The organism is Gordonia sp. NB41Y (genome assembly GCF_030718915.1).
In the GTDB taxonomy this organism is placed as follows: domain Bacteria; phylum Actinomycetota; class Actinomycetes; order Mycobacteriales; family Mycobacteriaceae; genus Gordonia; species Gordonia desulfuricans.
This window is the reverse complement of the sequence record NZ_CP132196.1, coordinates 3,258,367-3,280,010: the sequence shown is the minus strand read 5'-3', so window position 1 is coordinate 3,280,010 and position 21,644 is coordinate 3,258,367. Positions and strand designations below refer to the sequence as shown.

General features: G+C 66.1%; 19 protein-coding genes and 1 other annotated feature. Of the genes, 12 read left to right on the top strand and 7 right to left on the bottom strand.

Features of this window, described 5'->3' with window-relative positions; all coding sequences use genetic code 11:
• Position 1: 1 nt before the first annotated feature.
• Genes Q9K23_RS14160 through Q9K23_RS14150 form a run of 3 tightly spaced genes read right to left on the bottom strand, consistent with a single transcriptional unit; the run spans position 2 to position 3,395 of the window.
• Positions 2–1,471 (bottom strand): aldehyde dehydrogenase, encoded by a 1,470-nt coding sequence (locus Q9K23_RS14160; RefSeq protein ID WP_053776069.1) that lies wholly within the window; start codon positions 1,469–1,471, stop codon positions 2–4.
• Positions 1,468–2,520, bottom strand: coding sequence for a 4-hydroxy-2-oxovalerate aldolase (dmpG, locus tag Q9K23_RS14155; protein WP_020793394.1), 1,053 nt, complete (start codon positions 2,518–2,520; stop codon positions 1,468–1,470). Before dmpG ends, Q9K23_RS14160 begins: the two co-directional genes overlap by 4 nt.
• Positions 2,517–3,395 (bottom strand): acetaldehyde dehydrogenase (acetylating), encoded by an 879-nt coding sequence (locus tag Q9K23_RS14150; protein WP_053776068.1) that lies wholly within the window; start codon positions 3,393–3,395, stop codon positions 2,517–2,519. The genes dmpG and Q9K23_RS14150 overlap by 4 nt, the downstream gene beginning before the upstream one ends.
• A 240-nt stretch (positions 3,396–3,635) precedes the next feature.
• Here Q9K23_RS14150 and Q9K23_RS14145 point away from each other — a divergent pair, with 240 nt between their 5' ends.
• The gene (locus Q9K23_RS14145) at positions 3,636–4,676 is read left to right on the top strand and encodes a VOC family protein (RefSeq protein ID WP_020793392.1); all 1,041 of its coding nucleotides are present in this window, start codon (positions 3,636–3,638) and stop codon (positions 4,674–4,676) included.
• A gap of 70 nt (positions 4,677–4,746) precedes the next feature.
• On the opposite strand, the gene Q9K23_RS14140 is transcribed toward Q9K23_RS14145, so the two are convergent.
• Positions 4,747–5,196 (bottom strand): hypothetical protein, encoded by a 450-nt coding sequence (locus Q9K23_RS14140; RefSeq protein ID WP_261977621.1) that lies wholly within the window; start codon positions 5,194–5,196, stop codon positions 4,747–4,749.
• Between the two features lie 226 nt (positions 5,197–5,422).
• On the opposite strand from Q9K23_RS14140, the gene Q9K23_RS14135 reads away from it, so the two are divergent.
• Complete coding sequence (locus Q9K23_RS14135; RefSeq protein ID WP_053776067.1) at positions 5,423–6,838, top strand: hypothetical protein; 1,416 nt, start codon at positions 5,423–5,425, stop codon at positions 6,836–6,838.
• A gap of 146 nt (positions 6,839–6,984) precedes the next feature.
• A complete protein-coding gene (locus Q9K23_RS14130; RefSeq protein WP_053776066.1) occupies positions 6,985–7,641 on the top strand; it encodes a response regulator transcription factor in 657 nt (218 codons plus the stop codon).
• Positions 7,642–7,654: 13 nt separating this feature from the next.
• Here the strand turns inward: Q9K23_RS14130 and Q9K23_RS14125 are convergent, their stop codons facing one another.
• Positions 7,655–8,065, bottom strand: a complete 411-nt coding sequence (locus Q9K23_RS14125) for a response regulator transcription factor (protein ID WP_020791844.1) — start codon at positions 8,063–8,065, stop codon at positions 7,655–7,657.
• A gap of 109 nt (positions 8,066–8,174) precedes the next feature.
• Here Q9K23_RS14125 and Q9K23_RS14120 point away from each other — a divergent pair, with 109 nt between their 5' ends.
• Together Q9K23_RS14120 and Q9K23_RS14115 are read left to right on the top strand one after the other, a co-directional pair.
• Positions 8,175–10,037, top strand: coding sequence for a GAF domain-containing protein (locus tag Q9K23_RS14120; RefSeq protein ID WP_082365656.1), 1,863 nt, complete (start codon positions 8,175–8,177; stop codon positions 10,035–10,037).
• A 113-nt stretch (positions 10,038–10,150) separates the two neighbouring features.
• A complete protein-coding gene (locus Q9K23_RS14115; RefSeq protein ID WP_053776065.1) occupies positions 10,151–10,972 on the top strand; it encodes an alpha/beta hydrolase in 822 nt (273 codons plus the stop codon).
• Between the two features lie 687 nt (positions 10,973–11,659).
• Here the strand turns inward: Q9K23_RS14115 and Q9K23_RS14110 are convergent.
• Together Q9K23_RS14110 and Q9K23_RS14105 are read right to left on the bottom strand one after the other, a co-directional pair.
• Positions 11,660–12,927, bottom strand: a protein-coding gene (locus Q9K23_RS14110) for an IS3 family transposase (protein WP_305950163.1) whose coding sequence is annotated in 2 segments (ribosomal slippage) — positions 11,660–12,654 and positions 12,654–12,927 — 1,269 coding nt in all. Because the reading frame shifts where the segments join, the coding sequence is not laid out codon by codon here.
• Positions 12,524–12,658, bottom strand: a sequence feature (AL1L pseudoknot). (Overlaps the previous gene by 135 nt.)
• A 50-nt stretch (positions 12,928–12,977) precedes the next feature.
• Positions 12,978–14,249: an HNH endonuclease signature motif containing protein gene (locus tag Q9K23_RS14105; RefSeq protein WP_305950162.1), complete on the bottom strand. Its 1,272-nt coding sequence runs from the start codon at positions 14,247–14,249 to the stop codon at positions 12,978–12,980.
• Positions 14,250–14,311: 62 nt separating this feature from the next.
• Between Q9K23_RS14105 and Q9K23_RS14100 the strand changes: the two genes are divergently transcribed.
• The 7 genes from Q9K23_RS14100 to Q9K23_RS14070 all read left to right on the top strand — a co-directional run bounded on the left by Q9K23_RS14100 (position 14,312) and on the right by Q9K23_RS14070 (position 21,642).
• Positions 14,312–15,589 carry an ISL3 family transposase gene (locus tag Q9K23_RS14100; RefSeq protein WP_261977629.1) on the top strand — a complete coding sequence of 426 codons (1,278 nt, stop codon included), beginning with the start codon at positions 14,312–14,314 and terminating at the stop codon, positions 15,587–15,589.
• A 397-nt stretch (positions 15,590–15,986) separates the two neighbouring features.
• Positions 15,987–16,511, top strand: coding sequence for an MSMEG_0572/Sll0783 family nitrogen starvation response protein (locus tag Q9K23_RS14095; protein WP_020789596.1), 525 nt, complete (start codon positions 15,987–15,989; stop codon positions 16,509–16,511).
• Positions 16,512–16,523: 12 nt separating this feature from the next.
• Positions 16,524–17,429: a carbon-nitrogen hydrolase family protein gene (locus tag Q9K23_RS14090; protein ID WP_020789592.1), complete on the top strand. Its 906-nt coding sequence runs from the start codon at positions 16,524–16,526 to the stop codon at positions 17,427–17,429.
• Positions 17,422–17,715 carry an MSMEG_0570 family nitrogen starvation response protein gene (locus Q9K23_RS14085; RefSeq protein ID WP_053776568.1) on the top strand — a complete coding sequence of 98 codons (294 nt, stop codon included), beginning with the start codon at positions 17,422–17,424 and terminating at the stop codon, positions 17,713–17,715. Before Q9K23_RS14090 ends, Q9K23_RS14085 begins: the two co-directional genes overlap by 8 nt.
• Before the next feature lie 61 nt (positions 17,716–17,776).
• A complete protein-coding gene (locus Q9K23_RS14080; RefSeq protein ID WP_020789597.1) occupies positions 17,777–19,084 on the top strand; it encodes an MSMEG_0569 family flavin-dependent oxidoreductase in 1,308 nt (435 codons plus the stop codon).
• A 27-nt stretch (positions 19,085–19,111) separates the two neighbouring features.
• Positions 19,112–20,590, top strand: a complete 1,479-nt coding sequence (locus Q9K23_RS14075; protein ID WP_020789595.1) for an AMP-binding protein — start codon at positions 19,112–19,114, stop codon at positions 20,588–20,590.
• Positions 20,587–21,642 (top strand): MSMEG_0568 family radical SAM protein, encoded by a 1,056-nt coding sequence (locus tag Q9K23_RS14070; RefSeq protein ID WP_020789598.1) that lies wholly within the window; start codon positions 20,587–20,589, stop codon positions 21,640–21,642. The genes Q9K23_RS14075 and Q9K23_RS14070 overlap by 4 nt, the downstream gene beginning before the upstream one ends.
• The last annotated feature ends 2 nt before the right edge of the window (positions 21,643–21,644 follow it).

The following is a 21,644-nucleotide window of genomic DNA, read 5'->3' as shown; positions in this document are numbered from 1 at the left end:
CTCAGCCCCGCAACCGCATCGTCACCGCACGGGGTTCGGTGAAGAAGTCACGCGAGTACTGTCCGCCCTCGCGGCCGAGCCCGCTGATCCCCTCGCCACCGAACGGCAGCCGCAGGTCGCGCTCGAAGAACGTGTTGATCCACACGGTGCCGGCCCGCCAGCGCGCGGCCATGCGGTGAGCCCGGTCGAGGTTCTGGGTGAACAGGATTCCGGCGAGGCCGTACGGCGAGTCGTTGGCGATGCGCAGTGCTTCGTCCTCGGTGTCGAAGCCGATGACGGTCTCGACCGGACCGAAGATCTCCTCACGCGCGGTACGGGACTCGTTGGTCAGCCCGGCGATGATGGTCGGCGGGAAGTAGAATCCGCCGGCGTGGTCGGGACCGGCCAGACGCTCACCGCCGACGAGGACCTTGCCGCCCTCCTCCTGCGCGAGTTCGACATAGCCGGACACCTTGTCGAGGTGGCGCTGTTCGATCAGCGGCCCCATGAACGTGCCCGCATCCTTCGGGTCGCCGACGACGAGTTTGGCCGCCTCCTCGGTGAACCGCTCCAGGAACTCCTCACGGATCGAGTTCTGCACCAGCAGACGCGACCCCGACAGACACACCTGACCGTTGCCGCCGAAGATCGCACGGATCGACATCGGCACGGCCACATCGAGATCGGCGTCGGCGAAGACGATGTTGGCCGACTTTCCGCCCATCTCCGCCGACACCGGGGTGTGGTTGGCGGCGGCAGCCTGCAAGATCTTCACCCCGGTCGCACTCGACCCGGTGAAGGTGATGCGATCGACGCGCGGATCTGCGGTGAGCGGCCCGGCCACCGCCTCGCCGCCGAAGCCGTGCACCACGTTGAGGACACCGGCGGGCAGCCCTGCCTCCAGCGCGATCTCGGCGAACCGGTTGGCGGTCAACGGTGTCTGCGGTGCCGGCTTGAGCACCGCGGTGTTGCCGAAGGCCAACGCCGGGGCGATCTTCCAGGTCGCCAGCATCAACGGCGCATTCCACGGGCTGATCGCCGACACCACTCCGGCCGGCGGGTACAGCACATAGGAGAACAGGTCGCCGTCCGGGTAGGCCTCGTTGGCGGCCATCGCGACATAGTCGGCGAAGAACCGGAGATTGTGTGCCACACGCGGGATCTCGGCGTGCAGCGACTGGGTGATGGTCTTGCCGCCATCGCGGGTCTCCATCTGCGCCAGTTCTTCCCGATGGTCGTCGACGGCGTCGGCGACGGCATGCAGGATCGTCGCCCGCTCCTTGGGCGACATCTGCGGCCACGGGCCCTCGTCGAAGGCCGTGCGCGCAGCGGTGATCGCGGCGCTGCCGTCGTCGGCGGTGCCCTGCGCCACCGTCGCCAGCAGCGTGCCGTCGTGCGGGTCGCGGGACTCGAAGGTCGCGCCGTCGGAGGCGTCGGTCCAGGTGTCGCCGATCAGATGGCGAATCGCGATGGGGGTGATGTCGGTGCTCATACCGTTGCCGCCTCGGGGATCTCGTAGGTACGTCCGGCCAGTTCGGAGGCGACGTCGATGATCATGTCCTCCTGGCCGCCGATGACTCCGCGACGACCCAGTTCGAGGAGGATCTCGCGGGTGGGGACACCGAACTTCTTGGCCGCACGCTTGGTGGGATGGAAGAACGTCGAGTACACCCCGGCATAGCCGAGTACCAGGGCGGTCTCGTCGACGATCTGCGGTTCCTTCATCAGCGGTGCGACGACATGCTCGGCGGTGTCGATCAGCTCGAACAGGTCCACTCCGGTGTCCCACCCGGCGCGCTCGAATGCCGCGGCGAGTACCTCGGTCTGCGCATTGCCGGCGCTCGCGCCGAGCCCGCGCAACGATCCGTCGATGAAGGTCGCACCGTTCTCCGCCGCCGACAACGCGTTCGCGATCCCCACACCCAGGTTGTTGTGGGCGTGGAAACCGATGTCGGCCTTGATCGCCGACCGCAACGCCGCCACACGCGCACCGGCCTGATCGGGCACCATCGCCCCGGCCGAGTCGACGACGTAGACGACGTCGGCGCCATACGAGTCGAGCTTGGCGGCCTGCTCGGCGAGCGCCTCGGCCTCGAGCTTGTGGCTCATCATCAGGAAGGTCATCACCGTCAGGCCCTGTTCCTTGGCCCACTCGATCGGCTGCTGCCCGCAGTCGGCCTCGGTGCAGTGCACGGCCACGCGGACGGTCTTGATGCCCGCGTCGATCGCGCCCTGCAGTTCGCCGAGGGTGGCGATACCGGGGACGTAGAGCACCGCGATGTCGGCGTTGTCGACGGCGCCGACCGCCGCGCGCACGTACTCGGGGTCGGTGGCGGCGGCGAAACCGTACTGGATGGACGACGCCCCGAGGCCGATGCCGTGGGCGACCTCGATGGTCGAGACGCCGGCACGGTCGAGGCCTGCGGCGATGGCGGCGACGTTGTCGGTGGTGAACTGGTGCGACACGCTCGACATGCCGTCGCGCAGGGTGGTGTCGACCAGGGTGATCTTGCGGTCGGGGTTGTTCGGCGGGGTGGTCACTGGAGGGCTCCTGTCACGAGATTCTGCTGGGCCATCACGTCGGCGACCCGCACCGCGGCGGCGGTGATGATGTCGAGGTTTCCGGCATAGGTGGGTAGGTAGTCGCCGGCGCCGACCACCTCGACCATCACGGTGACGAGGTCTCCGTCGACGTCGACGAGCTTGAGCGTGTAGCCGGGAACGTATTCGGCGACCTTGGCGACCATGTCGACGACGGCACGTTCGATGGCGGCGGCGTCGGGCCTGCGGACCTTGGCGTAGACGGTGTCGCGCATGTTCATCGGCGGTTCGGCCGGATTGATCACCGAGATCGCCTTGGCGGTGTCGGCACCGGCCACCTGGGCGAGCGCGCGTCCGGTCTTCTCGCTGAACTCGCTGAGGTTCGCCCGGGTGCCCGGGCCCGCACTCCGCGACGCGATGGCGGCGACGATCTCACCGTAGGAGGCGTCGGCGACGTCGTTGATCGCGGAGAGGATCGGGATGGTGGCCTGCCCGGCGCAACTGACCATGTTCACGTTGGGTGCGCCGAGGTGCTCGTCAAGGTTGACCGCGGGCACCACATACGGGCCGACCGACGCCGGGGTCAGGTCGATGGCGGTGATCCCGGCCTCGGCGTAGCGCGGGGCGGTGGCCGCATGGATCTTGGCCGACGTCGCCTCGAACACCAGATCCGGGAGCTGCGACTGCGACAGCAGCCAGTCGGCACTGCCGGCCGAGGTGGTCAGACCTTCGCGTTCGGCGCGGCGCAGCCCTTCGCTGTCCGGGTCGATACCGACCATGTACACCGGCTCGACCTGCGCCGATCGGAGCAGTTTGTACATCAGGTCCGTTCCGATGTTGCCCGATCCGACGATCGCGGCAGTCAACCGACTCATGTGGTTCTCCCTTGTCCTGCGGCACGGTCTTGCCGACTCGTTGCCGATGACGGTAGGGAGCGCAGACCCCGGCAGGGCGGTGCTGACGGTCTGCCCGGATCGGGACCGACGATGTGGGGCAGTTGTTCGGCTATTCGGAACGGTGGTGACCGGAGTCACAGCGGGGCGGCATCCTCGTGGCAGCCATCCACCGAACGGCACCGCCGATCCGGTGCCCGACGAGTCACCACAGGAGAACCGATGAGCGAGAATTCCGACCGTTTCGAGGTCGCACACCTGGCGCGCTGCGAACTGTTCAGCCCCAAGCCGCAGGAGACGGAGGACTTCTTCACCCGATTCCTCGGCATGTACGTCACCCAGCGCGAGGGTCAGTCGGTGTTCCTGCGGGCCTATGAGGATCCGTACCAGTGGAGCCTGAAGATCACCGAGGCCCCGCAGGCCGGCATGGGGCATGCCGCGCTGCGCACCACGTCGCCGGAGGCACTCGAGCGGCGGGCGGCGTCACTCAAGGACGGCAACGTCGACACCCGCTGGCACGAGGACGAGTTCGGTTTCGGCAAGACCCTGTCGTTCCAGTCCGCCGACGGCCACAACCTGGCGCTGGTGTGGGAGGCCGAGAAGTACGTGGCGCCGCCGGAGCTGCGCAGCAAGATCCTCACCCGCCCGTCCAAGAAGCCGCTGCAGGGTATCCCGGTCAAGCGCATCGACCACCTCAACCTGATGGCATCGGATGTCACCGCGGTGAAGAACGGCTTCGAGCGTCACCTCGGGTTCCGCACCACCGAGCGGGTCGTCGACGGTGACGTGGAGATCGGCGCCTGGATGAGCTCCAACATCCTCGGCCACGAGGTCGCCTGCATGCGGGACATGACCGGCGGTGCCGGGAAGCTGCACCACCTGGCGTTCTACTACGGCAACGGCCAGCACAACGTCGACGCCGCCGAGATGTTCCGCGACTACGACATCCAGATCGAGGCCGGCCCGGATCGCCACGGCATCACGCAGGGCCAGTTCCTCTACGTCTTCGAACCCGGCGGCAACCGGATCGAACTGTTCGGTGAGGCCGGCTACCTGCACATGGACCCCGACTGCCCCACCCAGACCTGGCAGATGTCCGACATCGACACCGGCCTGGCGATCGGCGGGGCGAACCTGCCGTGGGAGACCTACTTCACCTACGGGACCCCGAGCCCGCTGAGCCTGGATCAGCACATCGAGCGGTTCGCGCACTTCGGCCCGGGTGCCGAGGTACCCACGATGGAGCCGGTCGGCGCGGTCTGACCCCCACCACGACAGACGAGACGGGCCACCGGTGTGAACCGGTGGCCCGTCGTCGATCCGGTGGGTCGCGTCAGCGTTGCCCGCGCGCATGCTCGGGCGGGAGCGCGCAGCGCACCCAGTTGCCCACCAGGACCGCATGGCACAAGGTTCCGATCAGGAACCAGTACGACCCGACGCCCAGTCCGGTCTGCGCCGACCAGTAGCCGAGCACCGACAGCGGTACCGCGATCGCACTGATCGCCGCGGCCAGCCAGCACCAGCCGAAGCGGCGCATCGTCGCCGCCGCCGCCGACGCGACGACCGCGGCGACGCCCAGACCGATCGCGAGCTGCGACAGCAGTGTGCGGTGGCCGTCGACGTCGCTGGTCAGCCAGGACGCCAGGCACACACACGCCAGCACGGCGACGGCCGCCCAGATGCTGCGGACGACGTTGGCCGAGAGCGGTACCTCGGCGAGCACCCGGCGTTCGATCCGCCGCAACGACCGCGCCAGGCCGGGTTCCATATCCAGCGCAGACACCTTCCTCCGATCGTCGATCACCTCTGCTTCCAGTGTCCCCCACCGGCGCGATCACGTCGTCCCGGGGTTGCTTCGATGAACGGCCTCACCCCACCCGATGACGGCCTGGTGAATCCTGGCCAGATGTGATCCGGCCCATGGTGGATCAGTTGATCCAATCCGTAGGTTGGCCCCGTTCGTCGTGAACCACAGCCCGATTCACGGCACCGACCGGGTTGGGGAACTCATGGGACTTACCGTCGCGCACCTGCGTCGCGCACTCACGATCGGCATCGCCGCTCTCGTCGTCATCCTCGCGGTGCTCACGGCGGGACCGACGGCACGCCTGGCCGGGACCGCGGCCGCCGCACCGCCGACCACCCGCCCGAGTTCCTCCTCCCGGCCGGCCCCGACCGCCCCGGCGGTCTCGGCAACCGAGACCCGACCGGACGACAAGACCTGTGTCGGTGCACATTTCGCGACATTCGGAGCCATCTACGACGCCGTCTTCGACTCGTTCGCACCATCGTTGCCCGCATCGGTGCGCGCGAACGCACCCCAGATCAGGGCGCGGGCACATCACGACATGGATGCCATCCGCATCTCGTCGCTGTGGGTGTCCAACCATCCCGCCGCGATGGGCGCCGGCCCCGACGCCCCGATGAACGACTATCGGGATCCGTTGTCGCAGTGGATCGTCACCCAACTGATGCTGGTGCGGCAGGGGCAGTCCGGTCAGGTGATCACCGCAGAGCAGCTCACCCTGTCGCAGGCGGTCGAGTCGGTGTGGCTGTACCTGTACATCACCACCATCATCCCGCTGACCCTGCTCAAGGATGCGATGCCGGGGATCGCCTCGGTGGGCCCGGTGTCGGTGGGCACGCTGGTCACCTTCCCGCTGTCGGTGGGCCTCGCCGTCGTCAAACGGGTGTACAAGGCCATCAGCAATGCGCTGGTGGATGCGTGCATCGTGTCGGTGACCGCCGACGAGCGGGACCGCGCCGGACAACCGGTGCGCGACTTGAACTTCCACCAGAAGGTTCCACCGATCATCGAGGACATGGCCGGTCAGGTGATGATCGCCGATCCGGCGACGTGCCCGGCGATCGGCACCCTGCCGCTGTCCCGGATCGCCGACCGCACCATCGGCCACCTCGCGGCCACCGCCGCGGACAAGGCAACGGCCGCCCGCATCGCCGAGGCCGGCAAGCGCCTGCAGGCGTTCATGCGCAGCACCCGGGTGCCGCACAATCTGGTGCCCGCCGATCCCGACGACTTCAGCACCCTCGAGGACCTCACGTCGATGGGTCTCGGTCTGATCCCCACCGTCGGTGGCGCCGCGACCGACGCGCTGGTCGGACTCGGCCACAACATCGCCGACGGCCGTGATCCGGGGGAGATGATCCCGCTCGGCGACGTCAGTGTGAGTGCCTCCCTCACCGCCGCCTACTACGTGTACGCCCTGACCTCGCAGGTCGTCGGGATCGTCTCCGACGCCATCTCCGAGCAGATCGTCGCCACCGTCCTCGGCGGGGCCGACGTGATCCCCCACATCGGCGGATTGGTCAACGCGCCCAACACCTATGGGCTCGTCGTCTACCACCATGCACTGCGGTCGCTGTGCCTCGCCGAGGACAACCGGGGTCCGGCGCCGCGGTGGTGATCGGCGGACCTCGGGTGACACCCCGCCGCATCCCGTCACCGGAGCACGTCGAGCACCGGTGATCGGCCCACCCGAGCACACCTCTGCCGTCACCCCTCCCGAGATGAGAGACTTCTCCGGTGAAGTCCTGACCGGCGAGAGGATCGATGCCCGTGGTGCGCGTGGTGGTGGCCGATGACGACGTACTGCTGCGCGAAGGGCTGGCGAGTCTGCTCGCCGGTTCCGGGTTCGAGGTGGTCGGCCAGGCCGGCGACGGAACCCAACTGCTGGAGGCGGTCCGCAGGTACGAGCCCGATCTCGCGGTGGTCGACATCCGGATGCCGCCCACCCACACCGCCGAAGGACTCGACGCCGCCCTGCACATCCGCCGCGAGGCCCCGGGGACGTCGATCCTGCTGCTCTCCGCGCACATCGAGGTCGACCACGCCCTCGAACTGCTCGACGAGGGGCACGCCATCGGCTATCTGCTCAAGAGTCGCGTCACCGACGTCTCCACATTTCTCGACTCGGTGAACCGGGTGGCCGCAGGCGGATCGGTGATCGACCCGGCGCTGGTCCACGAGCTGGTGGCGACGCGGCGGCGTACCGATCCACTCGCCGTACTCAGTGCCCGCGAACGCGAGGTGCTGACGCTGATGGCAGAAGGGTTGTCCAACACCGGGATCGGTGGCCGGCTCTGGATCACCGAGGGCACCGTGGAAAAGCATGTCCGCAGCATCCTGACCAAACTCGACCTCCCCGAGACGGCCGACGACAACCGCCGGGTGCGCGCGGTCATCACCTACCTCGATGCCACCAGCTGACCACGGTCTCCGATCAGTGGACGCCGGTACCGGAGCCGGCGCCGGAGTCGGTGCCGAGCATGGCGGTGATCCGCTCCGCCGACAACGCGAACTTCGGGATGAATCCCCGCACCGGAGACTCGGCGATCATGTCGGCGAAGTCGTCGGGGTCATGCGTCGAGACCATGATGATCCGTCCACCGGCATCGGCGTCGAGGTCCTGGAGTGCGTCGACCACATCGAATCCGCTGTGTTCACCGAGGTCGATGTCCACCAGCACCACGTCGGGATGTTCGCGTCGATAGCCGGCCACCGCCTCGTCGACGTCGCCGGTTGCGGCGACCACGAGGATTCCGGCGCGTTCGAGCAGACCGCACACCGCGGTCCTGAATGCGGCACTGTCATCGACGATCAGACACGTCAGGTGCCCCGATGACGGTTCCATATTTGCCAGGGTGTCAGATGTGCCGGCCTGCCGGCATCCCTGCTACCCGGAACATCCGCCGCGACGAATCGATCGCCGGTGGCGCCACGACCCCGCGGAGGGAGGCCGTATGTCTCGTGCCGAACGCCTGATCGCCCTGGTCCTCCGGCCGACGTCACCGCCGTTGTCCGTCGGGATCGTGCTCGCTGGGGTTCTGATCGCGGCGGAGATCGCGATCGTGCTCGCCCTCAAGCAAATCGCCCCGGACAACGCCTTCGGTGCGATCTTCCTCTTCGGCGTGCTGGTGATCTCCGCCGGCTGGGGCATGTATCTGGCGCTGGCAACGTCGCTGGCCAGTGCGATCGCATATGTGACCATCCATGTCAGCGAGGGCAGTGAGAGCTTCGCACCGTCGGCGCTGGTCTTCCTCACCCTGGCCCTGTTGACCAATCTCCTCGTCGGGCAGTCGCGGGTCCGGGCGCTCGAGGCGCGCCAGCGCAGTGCCGAGTCGGAGCTGGCGGCGGCGCTGGCACGGTCGATGCTGCGGGCGGCGACCACCGACGAGGCCCTCGACGCGGCGGGCCGGTTGCTCTCACGCGTCCTGGATGTCCCGGCACCGCACGCCGTCCTCACCGGCCCCGATCACATCCCCGAACCCGATCCCCTTCCCGATTCCGGCATATGCACGTCCATCCCGCTCCACGACGGCGACATCCTCGTCGGATATCTGTTGGTCCCGATCGGACTGTCCGCCGACCGGCTCCGCAGGATACGGCGGATGGTCCCCTCCCTGGAGGCGCTGTTGTCGGCGGTGTGGGAACGTGATCGGCTCACCGCCGAGCTCGACGAGAGCCAACGACGCAGTCATGCCCGGATCACGACGCTCGCCCGCCGTCAGTCCGCGCTGCGCCGGGTGGCCACGCTGGTCGCCCGACGAGCCGAGCCCGACCCCACCTTTGCCGCCCTGCTGCGTGAACTCACGACGAGTGCCGACGCCCGGCACATCTCGGTGATCCGTTACGACGGAGACCAGTTCGCCGTTCTCGCCGCGCACGACGAGGGGGCGGCCGGGGTCCGGCCGGGCGATCGACTACCGCTCGGTGGCCACAACATCGCCAGCCATATCGCATCCACCGGCACCACCGCGACGCTGTCCTATGCCGACGGTGACGATCCCGTTTCCCGCCGTGCCCGCGAGCACGGCCTGATCGCTGCCGCCGGAGCTCCCATCGTCGTCGACGACGACGTGTGGGGGGCGGTGATCGTGGCGACCGCACATGGTCGGATCGATGACGACATCGTCGATCACATCGCGGATTTCGCCGATCTGGCGGCCACTGCGGTGGTCAACGACGAGATCCGAACCCAGCTCACCCGATCCCGTGCCCGCGTGATCGCCGCCACCGACGCGGCACGGCGGGCATTGGAACGCGACCTCCACGACGGCGCGCAACAGCGGATCGTCTCGCTCGGCCTGGAGTTGCGCGCCATCCAGGCGAACGTTCCGGCCGGCGCCGAAGAGGTACGCGGCGAGATCGATCGCGCCGTCGACATGCTCTCGCAGATCCACGGCGACCTGCAGGAGCTCTCCCGTGGCATCCATCCCGCGATCCTGTCCCGGGGTGGTCTGGCCGCAGCCCTCAAGACCCTCGCACGCCGCTCGCCGATCCCGGTGGAGACCACCATCTCCGTGCCCCGCCGTCTGCCCGAACCGGTCGAGGTGGCCGCGTACTACGTTGTCGCCGAGGCACTCACGAACACCGCCAAGTACGCCGGCGCCGAGGTCGCCCGGGTGACGGCCACCGCCACCGACGAAGTCCTCCTCCTCGAGGTCACCGACGACGGCATCGGCGGCGCGCTGCCGGAGACCGGTAGCGGTCTCATCGGACTGCACGATCGTATCGATTCCGCCGGCGGAACCATCGATGTCATCAGCCCGCCCGGGGGCGGTACCCGGATCAGCGTCCGTGTGCCACTACCGGTTGACCGGTAGTCGTCGTTACCGACAGCACTGCCCGAGGTCGGTGGTCAGCCCTGACGACATCGTGCCCGGTGACGACGAGAGTTGGTGACGTTCCACCACCGCCACTCTCACAGGAGGACACCATGCCTTTCATCACCACCACCGACGGCGTCGAGATCTACTACACCGAACAGGGTTCGGGCCGTCCGGTTGTGCTCAGCCACGGTTGGCCGTTGTCGTCGGATGCCTGGCAGGTCGAGCTGAAGCTGCTGGCCGATGCCGGCTACCGGGCCATCGCCCACGATCGACGCGGCCACGGCCGGTCGGCGAAGACCTACACCGGCAACGACATGGACACCTATGCCCGTGACCTGCGTGACCTCGTCGAGGCACTGGACCTGACGAATCTGGTCCTGATCGGCCACTCCACCGGAGGCGGCGAGGTGGTCCGCTATGCGGCCCGGTACGGAGCCGGGCGCGTCGCCAAGATCATCACCGCCGGTGCGGTGCCCCCGCTGATGCTGCAGACTCCGGACAACCCGGAGGGAACCCCGATCTCGGTGTTCGACGGTATCCGCGAGGGTGTGCTCAAGGACCGCTCGCAGTTCTACCAGGATCTGGCAGAGACGTTCTTCGGTGCCAACCGGGAGGGTTCGGCGGTGTCGCAGGGCGCGAAGGACGATTTCTGGCGCCAGGGCATGCTGGTCAATCTCGCCGCGGCCTACGACTGCGTCAAGGCCTTCTCCGAGACCGACCAGACCGAGGATCTCAAGGCCCTCGATGTCCCGATCATGATCGCCCAGGGCGACGACGACCAGATCGTGCCGATCGCTGCAGCCGCCCGCAAGTCCATCGACCTGGTCTCCGACGGCACGCTCAAGGTGTATCCCGGTGCACCACACGGCATCTACGGCGACTACCAGGTTGCCCTCGACGCCGACATCCTGAAGTTCATCGAAGAATGATCCGACACCACCCTACTCGAACAGCAACTGGCCGTTGATGCTTGAGCCGACGACGAGCAAAGCGACGGGACGTGTCGAAACCTCCGACGGCCGAGATGCCGAGGTGACCACTTCTGAGGCGGTCACCACCCGGAGGCTTGCCTGCGGAGATTTCGACACGGGTCCTCGCGATGCTCGGTCCCGGCTCAATCGGCAAGCAGCCGTTGGTGGTTGAGACGATGAGGAGCGTAGCGACGAGGCGTGTCGAAACCTCAGACAGCCGAACTCGCCAACGCAACCACCCAGATCTCAACTCAATCAGCAACAGGCCGTTGATGGTTGAGCCGACGAGGAGCGAAGCGACGAGACGAGTCGAAACCTCAGACAGCCGAACTCGCCAACGCAACCACCCCCGACGTGGTCACCACCCAACACACGCTGCGGAGATTTCGACACGGGTCCTCGCTACGCTCGGTCCCGGCTCAATCATCGTAAAAGTCCCGGCTCAATCAGCCACTAGCCGTTGATGGTTGAGCCGACGAGGAGCGTAGCGACGAGTCGTGTCGAAACCTCCGCCGGCCGAACTCGCCAACGCAACCAACGGAGGTTCCGACACCCACCACTATCTCTATGAAGTTCTCAAAGAACACAAGCTCAATCAACACTCAGGCTGAAGCACCCCAGGTTTCGTGCCACCTCGTTGGTGGGCTACCTGCTGGTAGTGACCCCAGCATAGTAGGCAGCCTCGTACTCGTTGGGCGGGACCAAGCCGATCGACCCGTGCAGCCGAGTCGAGTTGAACCAGTCGACGTAACCCAGGGTCGCGTATTCGACGTCCGAGAGGTCCCTGTAGGGCCCAGCGTGGAACACCGTGGTCTGGATGCACTCGGTCTTGTACAGGCCGTTCGTCGACTCGATCAGCGCATTGTCGTAGGCGTCGCCCACCGATCCGATCGACGCGGTGATCGATTCCAGATCAAGCGTGCCCGTCAGGGCCGACGACGTATATTGCGAACCCGCATCACTGTGATGGATCAACTCGCCCGCCACCACCGGCCGACCTTCCCGCTCCCGCTCCGAGAGCGCCATCCGAAGCGGAATCATCACCAGCTCAACCGTTTTCGACGTAGACGCATGCCACGCCACGATCTTGCGGGAATACACATCGAGGATCAACGCGACATACACCCAACCCCGCCAGGTCCGCACATAGGTGAAATCGGTGACCCACACCCGGTTCGGGGCCGGCGCGGTGAACTCCCGGTTCAACAAGTCACCAGCCCGTTTCCCACCCGCTGCAGGGATCGTCGTCCGAATCTTCGTACAACGACGAATACCGTTGAGTTCCAACACCTTCATCGCCCGATCAACCGATCCCACAGACACCCCCGGCAGGCACGTCCGGTGCAGCAGAGCACGCATCTTCTCACGCCCGTACAGCCCTTCGGGCGTCAGCCGACGCCGCCCACGACCATCGGTCCGCCAAGCGATATAACGAATCCTGTCCACCGTCACCGCATCGGAATGGGTGCGTCCGGCAGGCCGACGCGACCGCCAGGCCCGATAGGTGCGTGCGGCGATCTGACAGCCCTGCTCAGACAGGACTCGGCAGATCGACTCGACCGCAACACCTTTGGTACGCATCTCATCAATGAAGCTGATGATCATCGATTGCGGGGGTCGAGTTCCCCCACGAAGAAAGACGTCGCCGCTTTCAACACCTCGACGTCCTCACGCAACCGCTTGTTCTCGGCCTTCAAACGCTTCAGCTCGGCGAGCTCGGTACTGCTGGCCCCGGGCCTCCGGCCCCCATCGACCTCGGCCTGCACCGCCCACCGGCGCACCGTCTCTTTACTCACTCCGAGTTTCTTCGCGATCGCTGCAGCTGCTGCCGTCGTCGACGAGTACTCCCCGCCATGCTCGGCCAACATCCGTAACGCACGAGCCTTGACCTCGGGATCAATGTTCTTCGGCATGTGCTCATCCTTCCTGACTCAAAAGGAAGCGGCACGAAACCCCGGGGGATTCAGGCAGCATTCGGCAACTCGTCGGCAAACCGCCTGTTATACGCCGGAATCGGACGACGACGCCGATCCACTACCTCGGGTGGGATCAACCATGGATGAGCATCCGGCCCCATGTAGACATCCCACCCGTTGTGATGCACATCGGCATGACACGACGCACACAACAAGCAACCGTTGGCAAGATCAGTCGCACCACCATCCGACCAATGCGCAATATGATGAGCCTGAGTGCGCGACGCCGGGGCACCACACTTGATACAACACCGATCCCGCTCGAACAGGGCTCGCCGCTGCGAAGCGGTGAACAACCGTTTCGACCGACCCATATCCAACGGCACCCGCTCACCGTCGACGATGGTCATCACCACCACACCATCACAACTCGTTTCCAACAAAGTGCCGTGTGTGATCGACCCACCGAACGCCAACGCCGACTTGTCGGGCGCATCCGCGGGGACCGATAGGTTGATCAACGCCGCAGGTGGCGCGGTCACCGACCGTTCCCCCGCACCAGCGGCCATATCCAAGACCATCTCCAACGCGTCTGCGCGACGTCGGGGTGCTTCACGTGGATCTTTCGAACCATCTGGTTGCGGAACCGGCGCCGACAGCTTCTCGATCGCCGTCGCCAACTTTTCCCCGACAACAACATCCAGACTCCCCGAGACAGCAACCCGCCCATCATCTGTCCGCCCGATATCCAGAGTATTCAGATTGCGGTCCTCTTTCGCCGGACGTCCACCCTCGGCATCCGACGAGTGATGGTCCCCCAACTGGTGTGCCCGTGCCATCACCTCAGCTGGTTTGGCACCGGACAACACCTGCGCCAACAGATCACCCTCGAACTCAGCCCAGGTCTCGGCATCCGGCGCCTCCCCGGCACGTAACCCGATCTGGTTGAGCCCACGCACGATCGCATCGACATGCTCACCCGAGATCGCGCCGTCGGCAGCATGTTTCAGCGTGCGTTCCACCACCGCCGACGTCCCGATCCGCTGCATCCGCGCAGCCACAGCTGGCGCGTACCCCATCTCGATCAGCAACGCGATCGGTTTGTGGCCGTGCCGTTGTGCCAAACCCAGCCGGTCGAGGCGACCAGCGCCGGCGGCGGTGAGCGAGTCGACGAGGTTGCGTATGGTGACCAGTTTCTGCATGTCCGCGAAGACGATCTGCCCGGTCGGATCGTCGTCGAAACGACAATTGGTGAGTATGTCGATCACGGTGTCCAGATCCCCCTGCATGCGTTCCATTGTATCGAACGGATAGGGCACTACTGACGATTCTGTGGGCACCCAACGGTGCGCCTAAAGCACGCAACGCCCTGTCTCCCATAATGTTTGGTTTGCGAAGACTAAACAGAAGGAGCAAGGCGTTGCGCACGACCACTGTACTGCAGAAGCTACTGGGAGTCGAGCACCTGACGGTGCTCGATGTGGAGTTTGTCGACAATGTCGGCACGTCGGGAGTAGTGGTGACGGTCCGGGCTCACGCCCAGACGCGATCTCGATGTCCTCGATGTCATAAGCGTTGTCCTGGATACGATCAGAGCAATCAGCCACGACGTTGGCGCCACCTCGACCTCGGTGGCTGGCGCTGCTATCTGCAAGCCTCGGTACGACGAGTACGGTGTCCAGAACACGGTGTGCTCACCGAAGAAGTGCCCTGGGCCAGGCCTGGGGCCAAGGTGACCAGGGCGTTCGACGACACTGCCGCGTGGTTGACCGCGCATTGTCCGGCAACGGCGGTGTGCGAGTATCTCCGCGTGTCATGGCGGACTGTGACCCGGAGCGTCGAACGCGTCGTCACTGACTACGTCGGAACTATCGACCGCCTGGATAACCTGCGGCGCATCGGTATTGATGAGATCGCCTACCGCAAAGGTCACCGATACCTGACCGTGATCGTCGATCATGACTCCGGCCGGCTGGTATGGGCGCGAGAGGGGGCCAGGAAGGAGACCCTGCACACCTTCTTCGATGAGCTCGGGGAGCAACGCACCGCGCAGTTGACCCATGTCAGCGCTGACGCCGCCAAATACATAGCGGTGGTCGTCGCCGAGCGCGCCCCAGACGCTATCTGGTGCATGGACCCGTTTCATGTGGTCCAGTGGGCGACAAAAGCTTTGGACCGAACCCGGCAACGAGTCATGCATCGGATCACGGGCCTGAGTAAAGTTGAGCGACGGAATCTGCGGTGGGCGATGCTGAAGAATCCAGAGAACCTGACCGATACCCAGTTGCATCTGCAGCACAAAGTCGTTTCTCGGGCAAACGATGAGTTGGCCCGCGCCTATCAACTCAAAGAGCAACTGCGGTATGTATTCCACGGCAAGCACAACGACCCCTGGCGGGCGATCGGGCGGTGGATCATCTGTGCTCGAGAGAGCGGGATCATCGAGATGCGCGGACTCGCCACCAGCGTCGAGGCGCAGAAGACTCAGATTTACAACTCGATCGTGAGTGACGTGTCGAACGCGCGGGTGGAAGCCACCAACACGCACCTTCGTGCAATCACGAAACGCGCATACGGATTTCATACACCCGAAGCCCTTATCGCGATGTCGACACTCACGCGGGGAGGTGCGTGTCCTACTCTCCCGCAGCGTAATTGACCCACAGAAAGATCAATAGAGCCACGGATAGGCGATACCTACCCGAATTAGCAAGTAGAACAAGATTTGTGGATAAGTTGTGAAAGCCGTTCACCCTGGGGGTTCGGGTTCACCTGTGGGGTTGTTGGGGACATCGTCGGCTGCGGAGATTACGACTCGGATCCTCGCCCTTCCAGCTCGGTCCCTGCTCAATCATCGTAGAAGGCGCGACTAATGTTACGCAGATCGGCTCCCCATTTATTCCGTCCGTAACCACTACGAAACACCTCGGGCGTGAACTAGATAACGTAGCGAACGCTACCCCGTTCGGACCGACGTCGCCCCGAACACCAAGCCTTTCAGGCACTGTCGCCTGACCATTATCACCCGTCCGCGCTGTCCACGCACAGGAGCATCCATGTCTGCATTCGACGAGACCATCACCGCCAACATCGCCACCTCGCTCGGCGAGATCCCCCACCCCTCACTCCCCAAGGGCACCAACATCTACGGCGGAACCAAGATCTTCCCCGACTACAAGGCCGAGAACGGTGAGTCCTACTTCACCCTGGTCCACGGTATCGCCCACGAATCCTCCGTCAGCTTCGTCGCCGTACTCCAGGCCACCCGGGCCCTCCGCAAGGGCTTCGAATCCGCCATCTACTTCTACGGCCCCGGCGCCATCAACTGCCTTGCCACCCGCGGCTTCCCCACCACCGGCGATTCGGGCTTCCCCGGCGAACAGAACATCAACGACTCACTCGAAACCTTCATCACCGAAGGCGGCACCGTCTTCTGCTGCCGCTTCGGGCTCGCACTCCACGGCGGACGTGAAGAAGACCTCATCGAAGGCGTCATCCCCGCCCACCCCCTCGACGTCCAGGACGCCATCATCCACTACTCCCGCAAGGGCGCCATCATCAACTCCACCTACATGGTCTGAGACGACGCCACCATGACCACAATCGCCACTGTCGCAGCCAATTTCACCCGCGACCTCGAACAGAACTACCAAGCCATCACCGACCATGTCGCCCGGGCCCGCGCCCAGGGAGTCGACTTCCTCGTCTTCCCCGAAGCCGCCATCGGCGGCTACCTCTCCAGCCTCGGCAACCACGGCGACACCATCAAGAACACCACACGATCACTACCCCCCGCCATCCGCCTCGACGGTCCCGAAATCGCACGCGTGCAATCGATCATCGGCAACATGGTCGTCGCCATCGGATTCTGCGAGCTCGCCGACGACGGCCACACCCGCTACAACGCCGCCGCCATCCTCGACGGCACCCACGTCTACGGCACCTACCGCAAGGTCCACCAGCCGCTCGGCGAGAACATGTCCTACTCATCCGGAACAGACTGGGATGTCTTCGACACCCCCATCGGTCGCGTCGGACTCCAGATCTGTTACGACAAAGCGTTTCCCGAGGCTGCGCGCGTCATGGCCCTCAAGGGCGCCGAGATCATCGCCAGCCTTTCCGCCTGGCCCGCCGCACGCACCGCCACCGCCGAGAACCTGCAAGACGACCGCTGGACCTACCGCTTCAACCTCTTCGACACCGCCCGCGCCCTCGACAACCAGGTCTTCTGGATCGCATCCAACCAGGCCGGCACCTTCGGCTCACTGCGCTACGTCGCCAACGCCAAGATCGTCGACCCCGGCGGCAACATCCTCGACACCACCCTCCTCGACGAGGGAATGGCCGTCGCCGACATCGACATCGAAGGCACCTTCCGCACCATGCGGGCCGGCATGTTCCACCTTCGCGACCGCCGCCCGGACGCCTACGGTCTGCTCACCGAGACCGACACCGATGCCGCCACCGGAGCGCAATGGCGGGCGTTGGCCCATGCCTGAGATGACCTTCAGTGTCCGGTGGCCCGACGGCGCTGTGCAGGAATGCTATTCGCCGAGTCTGGTGATCCATGACCACCTCGAGATCGGCACCACCTACACCGTCGGAGAGTTCCGGACCCGCGCCACCACCGCATTGGGTGAGGCCGCCGAGCGTGTACGGGCGAAGTTCGGCTTCGCCTGCACGTCGGCGGCCGCGAGTGCCGAGGCCATCGACACCGCGGCGCAGCGCTACGACGATCAGTCCACGGTGGACATCATCTCGATGTATCCGCCCCTGCCGGCCTGACCGGCGTCACGATTTCACCGATATCCCTTTCCACACAACACTTTCCCTCCTTGGAGACATCATGGGCACACACGCTCATACCCCTACTCACATCCCGGTCGCCGTCATCGGCGGCGGTCAGGCCGGCCTCGCGGTCAGCTGGTATCTGGGCGAAGCCGACGTCGACCACGTCGTCATCGAATCGCAGACCGCGATGCACGCCTGGGCATCGAAGCGATGGGACAACTTCACCCTGGTCACACCCAACTGGCACTGCCGCCTGCCCGGCCACGCCTACGACGGACCCGAACCCGACGGGTTCATGACCCGCGACGAGGTGGTGTCCTGGTTGTCGGACTGGCTGACCACATTCACCCCGCCGCTGCGCGAACGCACCACCGTCTCGCGGATCCGCCACACCGACACTGCGGGTTTCGAACTCACGCTGACCACCGACGACGGCGACGAGATCCTCACCGCAGACCAGGTCGTGATCGCGACCGGCGGATATCCGCTGCCGGTGATCCCGCCGTATGCTTCGGCGCTCGATCCGGCTGTGGCACAGATTCATTCCGAGGAGTACTTCAGTCCCGGGCAACTGGCCGACGGGGCGGTGCTCGTGGTGGGTTCGGGCCAGTCCGGTGCACAGATCGCCGAGGACCTGCATCTCGCCGGGCGCGAGGTACACCTCGCGATCGGCAACGCCCCACGGGTCGCCCGCACCTACCGGGGCCGCGACTGCATGACCTGGCTGGCCGACATGGGTCTCTACGACACACCCACCCAGGAGTATCCGGGCGGAAAGGCCGCCCAGGAGAAGACCAACCACTATGTGACCGGACGCGACGGCGGCCGCGACGTCGACCTGCGACAGTTCGCCCTCGAGGGCATGCGGCTCTACGGACTCCTCACCGGCGGCAAGGACTCGACACTCGAGTTCGCCCCGACGCTGACCGAGAGTCTCGATCATGCCGACTCGGTGTACAACTCGATCTGCGCCGACATCGACCGCCACATCGCGACCATCGGCATCGACGCCCCGGAACCGACACGCTACGAACCGGTCTGGACCCCCGACGAGGAACCCGCCCGACTCGACCTCGCCGCCGCCGGGATCACCAGCATCATCTGGGCGATCGGATATCACCCCGACTACCGGTGGATCGAGGCCTCGGCCTTCGACGGCGCCGGCCGGCCCATGCAGACCCGCGGCATCACCCAGGTGGAGGGACTGAGCTTCATCGGCCTCCCGTGGATGCACACCTGGGGGTCGGGACGATTCCTCGGCATCGACCGGGACGCCCGACATCTCGCCGACAAGATCATCGAATCGACGAGTCCGCGTAGGCCGCATCTGCTCTCGACCCATCTGCTGGCATCGGGCCAGTAGTCCAGCCCGGCCCGGAGGTGATCAGCCATGACCCGTCGTTCGATCTCATCGGTGCTCGCCGATCAGGCCGTCTCCCGACCGTCCGACATCGCGGTCATCGACCCCACCGGTCCGATGACCTACCGCGAGTTGGATATCGCGGCCACCCGCCTGGCGCGGACGCTGCTCGACGCGGGAGTGGTGCGCGACGACCTGGTGGAGGTTCTCCTGCCCAACTCGACCGCATTCGTGGTGGCCTGCTTCGCGATCTGGCGTGCCGGTGCCTCCCCGATGCCGATCGATCCGGCACTCGACCGGTCCGAACGGCACATGCTCGAGAGCCTCGCCGGACCCCGGGCCGTGATCGGCGGTGCGGCGCTCGCGCCCGGTGTCGTCCTCGTCGACGGCGAGTCGGCGTCAACGGGGTCGGTACGTCCGCTACCGGATAGCTGGGCACGAAGCTGGAAGGCCCTGCCGTCGTCGGGCAGCACCGGAACCCCCAAGGTGGTGCTCTCGGCGTCCCCCGCACTGGTCGATCCCGATGCTCGGGTGGCCGCGTTCATCCCGCGTGAGGCAACACAACTGGTGACCGCACCGCTGTGGCACTCCACCGCCTTCACCTACGCGTTCCGGGGACTGACCGCCGGACATCGTGTGGTGATCGAACCCGGCTTCGACGAGTACCGGTTCCTCGCCGCCGTGCAGCGGCACCGGGTGACCTGGACCGTCCTGTCACCGCCGTCGATCCGGCGACCCCTCCGGCTCCCGGCCACCGAGCGGGCCCGTCACGACCTGTCCTCGCTGGAGTCGGTGCTGCACATCGGCGGCCGGTGTCCGATCCCCGACAAACGGGCACTGCTGGACTGGCTGGGAGCCGACCGCGTCGTCGAGGTGTACGCCGGCTCGGAATCCAACGGACTCACCATGATCGGTGGCCACGACTGGCTCGCCCACCCCGGAAGCGTGGGCCGTGCGATCGGTGGCACCGAGATCGCCATCCGACGCCCCGACGGTACCGGCGCCGACGACGGTGAGATCGGCGAGATCTGGTTGCGCCGAGGCGATCACCCCGCCTACCGGTATCTGGGTGCCGCATCCCGGCGCACCGCGGACGGATGGGACACCCTCGGCGATCTCGGCCACCTCGACGACGGTTGGCTGTACGTGATGGAGCGTGCCGCCGATGCGATCCGGCTACCGGACCGCACGGTCTACCCCGCCGACGTCGAGGCTGCCGTGGAAGCCCACCCCGACGTCCGGGGTGCGGTCGCCTTCTCCCTCGGCACCACCGAAGGCCCCACCGGTGTGGCCGTCCTGGTGGATATCGCCGACGCCGATCAGCTTCCCGACGACATCCACCGGATCATCGTCGCCCAGCTCGGCGATGAGCTGGTACCGACCCAGATCCTGGTGACCCACAGTCCTATCCGCAACGATGCGGGAAAGATCCGCAGGCGGGCACTGTCCGGCTGCGGGACGGGCCCCGCACCGTATTCGGCCCGCACCCGATCGGAGAACGCATCATGACCACCTCCACCCGTGTCGACCTTGCTCTTCTGGGATTCCGGGGCACACCGCCACTCAACCGCACCGGTGGTGCCGGACCCACCGACGACGGCCACCTCGTCGTCGACGGCTTCGATGCCGCCATCCCCCGGAACCCCCACAGCCCCTTCGTCTTCGACGGCAACCGCGTCTTCCGGGACGGCACCGACGTCGGCCTCGACATCGGCGTGATCGGGCGTCCACGGTTCTACGATCTGCACACCGCCGACGGTGTGTCGTACGAGAAGATCGCAAAGCTCCACGGCCGCAACGTACTCGCGACCACCGTGCTGCAGACCTGTATCCGCTACGGCGAGGATCAGCGCTGCCGGTTCTGCTCCATCGAGGAGTCGTTGCGATCGGATACCACCGTCGCGGTCAAGCGACCCGAACAGCTCGCGGAGGTGGCCCGCGCCGCAGTCGATCTGGACGGCGTGGCCCAGATGGTGATGACCACCGGGACCTCCGCCGGGAAGGACCGCGGCGCACGGCATCTGGCGCGTTGTGTCCGCGCGGTGAAGGACGCGGTGCCGGAGCTGCCGATCCAGGTGCAGTGTGAGCCACCGGCCGATCTCGCCACCATCACCGAACTGTACGAAGCCGGTGCCGATGCGATCGGCATCCACGTCGAATCACTCGACGACGATGTCCGACGCCGGTGGATGCCGGGCAAGTCGACGGTGCCGTTGTCGGAGTATCGCGCGGCGTGGGCCGAGGCGGTGCGCGTGTTCGGCCGCAACCGGGTGTCCACCTATCTGCTCGTCGGCCTCGGGGAGAACCCGGACGAGATGATCGCCGGCGCAAACGAGCTCGCCGACATGGGCGTGTATCCCTTTGTGGTGCCGTTCCGTCCGCATGCCGGTACGCTCGCGGTGGATGTGGACGGCGCCCCGGCCCCGGATCCCGCGCTGGTGGAGAAGATCAGTCGGGAGGTCGGGCGGCACCTGGAGTCGATCGGCATGGCCGGTGCCGATCAGGGCGCCGGGTGTGCTGCATGCGGGGCCTGCAGCATCCTGCAGACCGTGGGAGGCTGAGG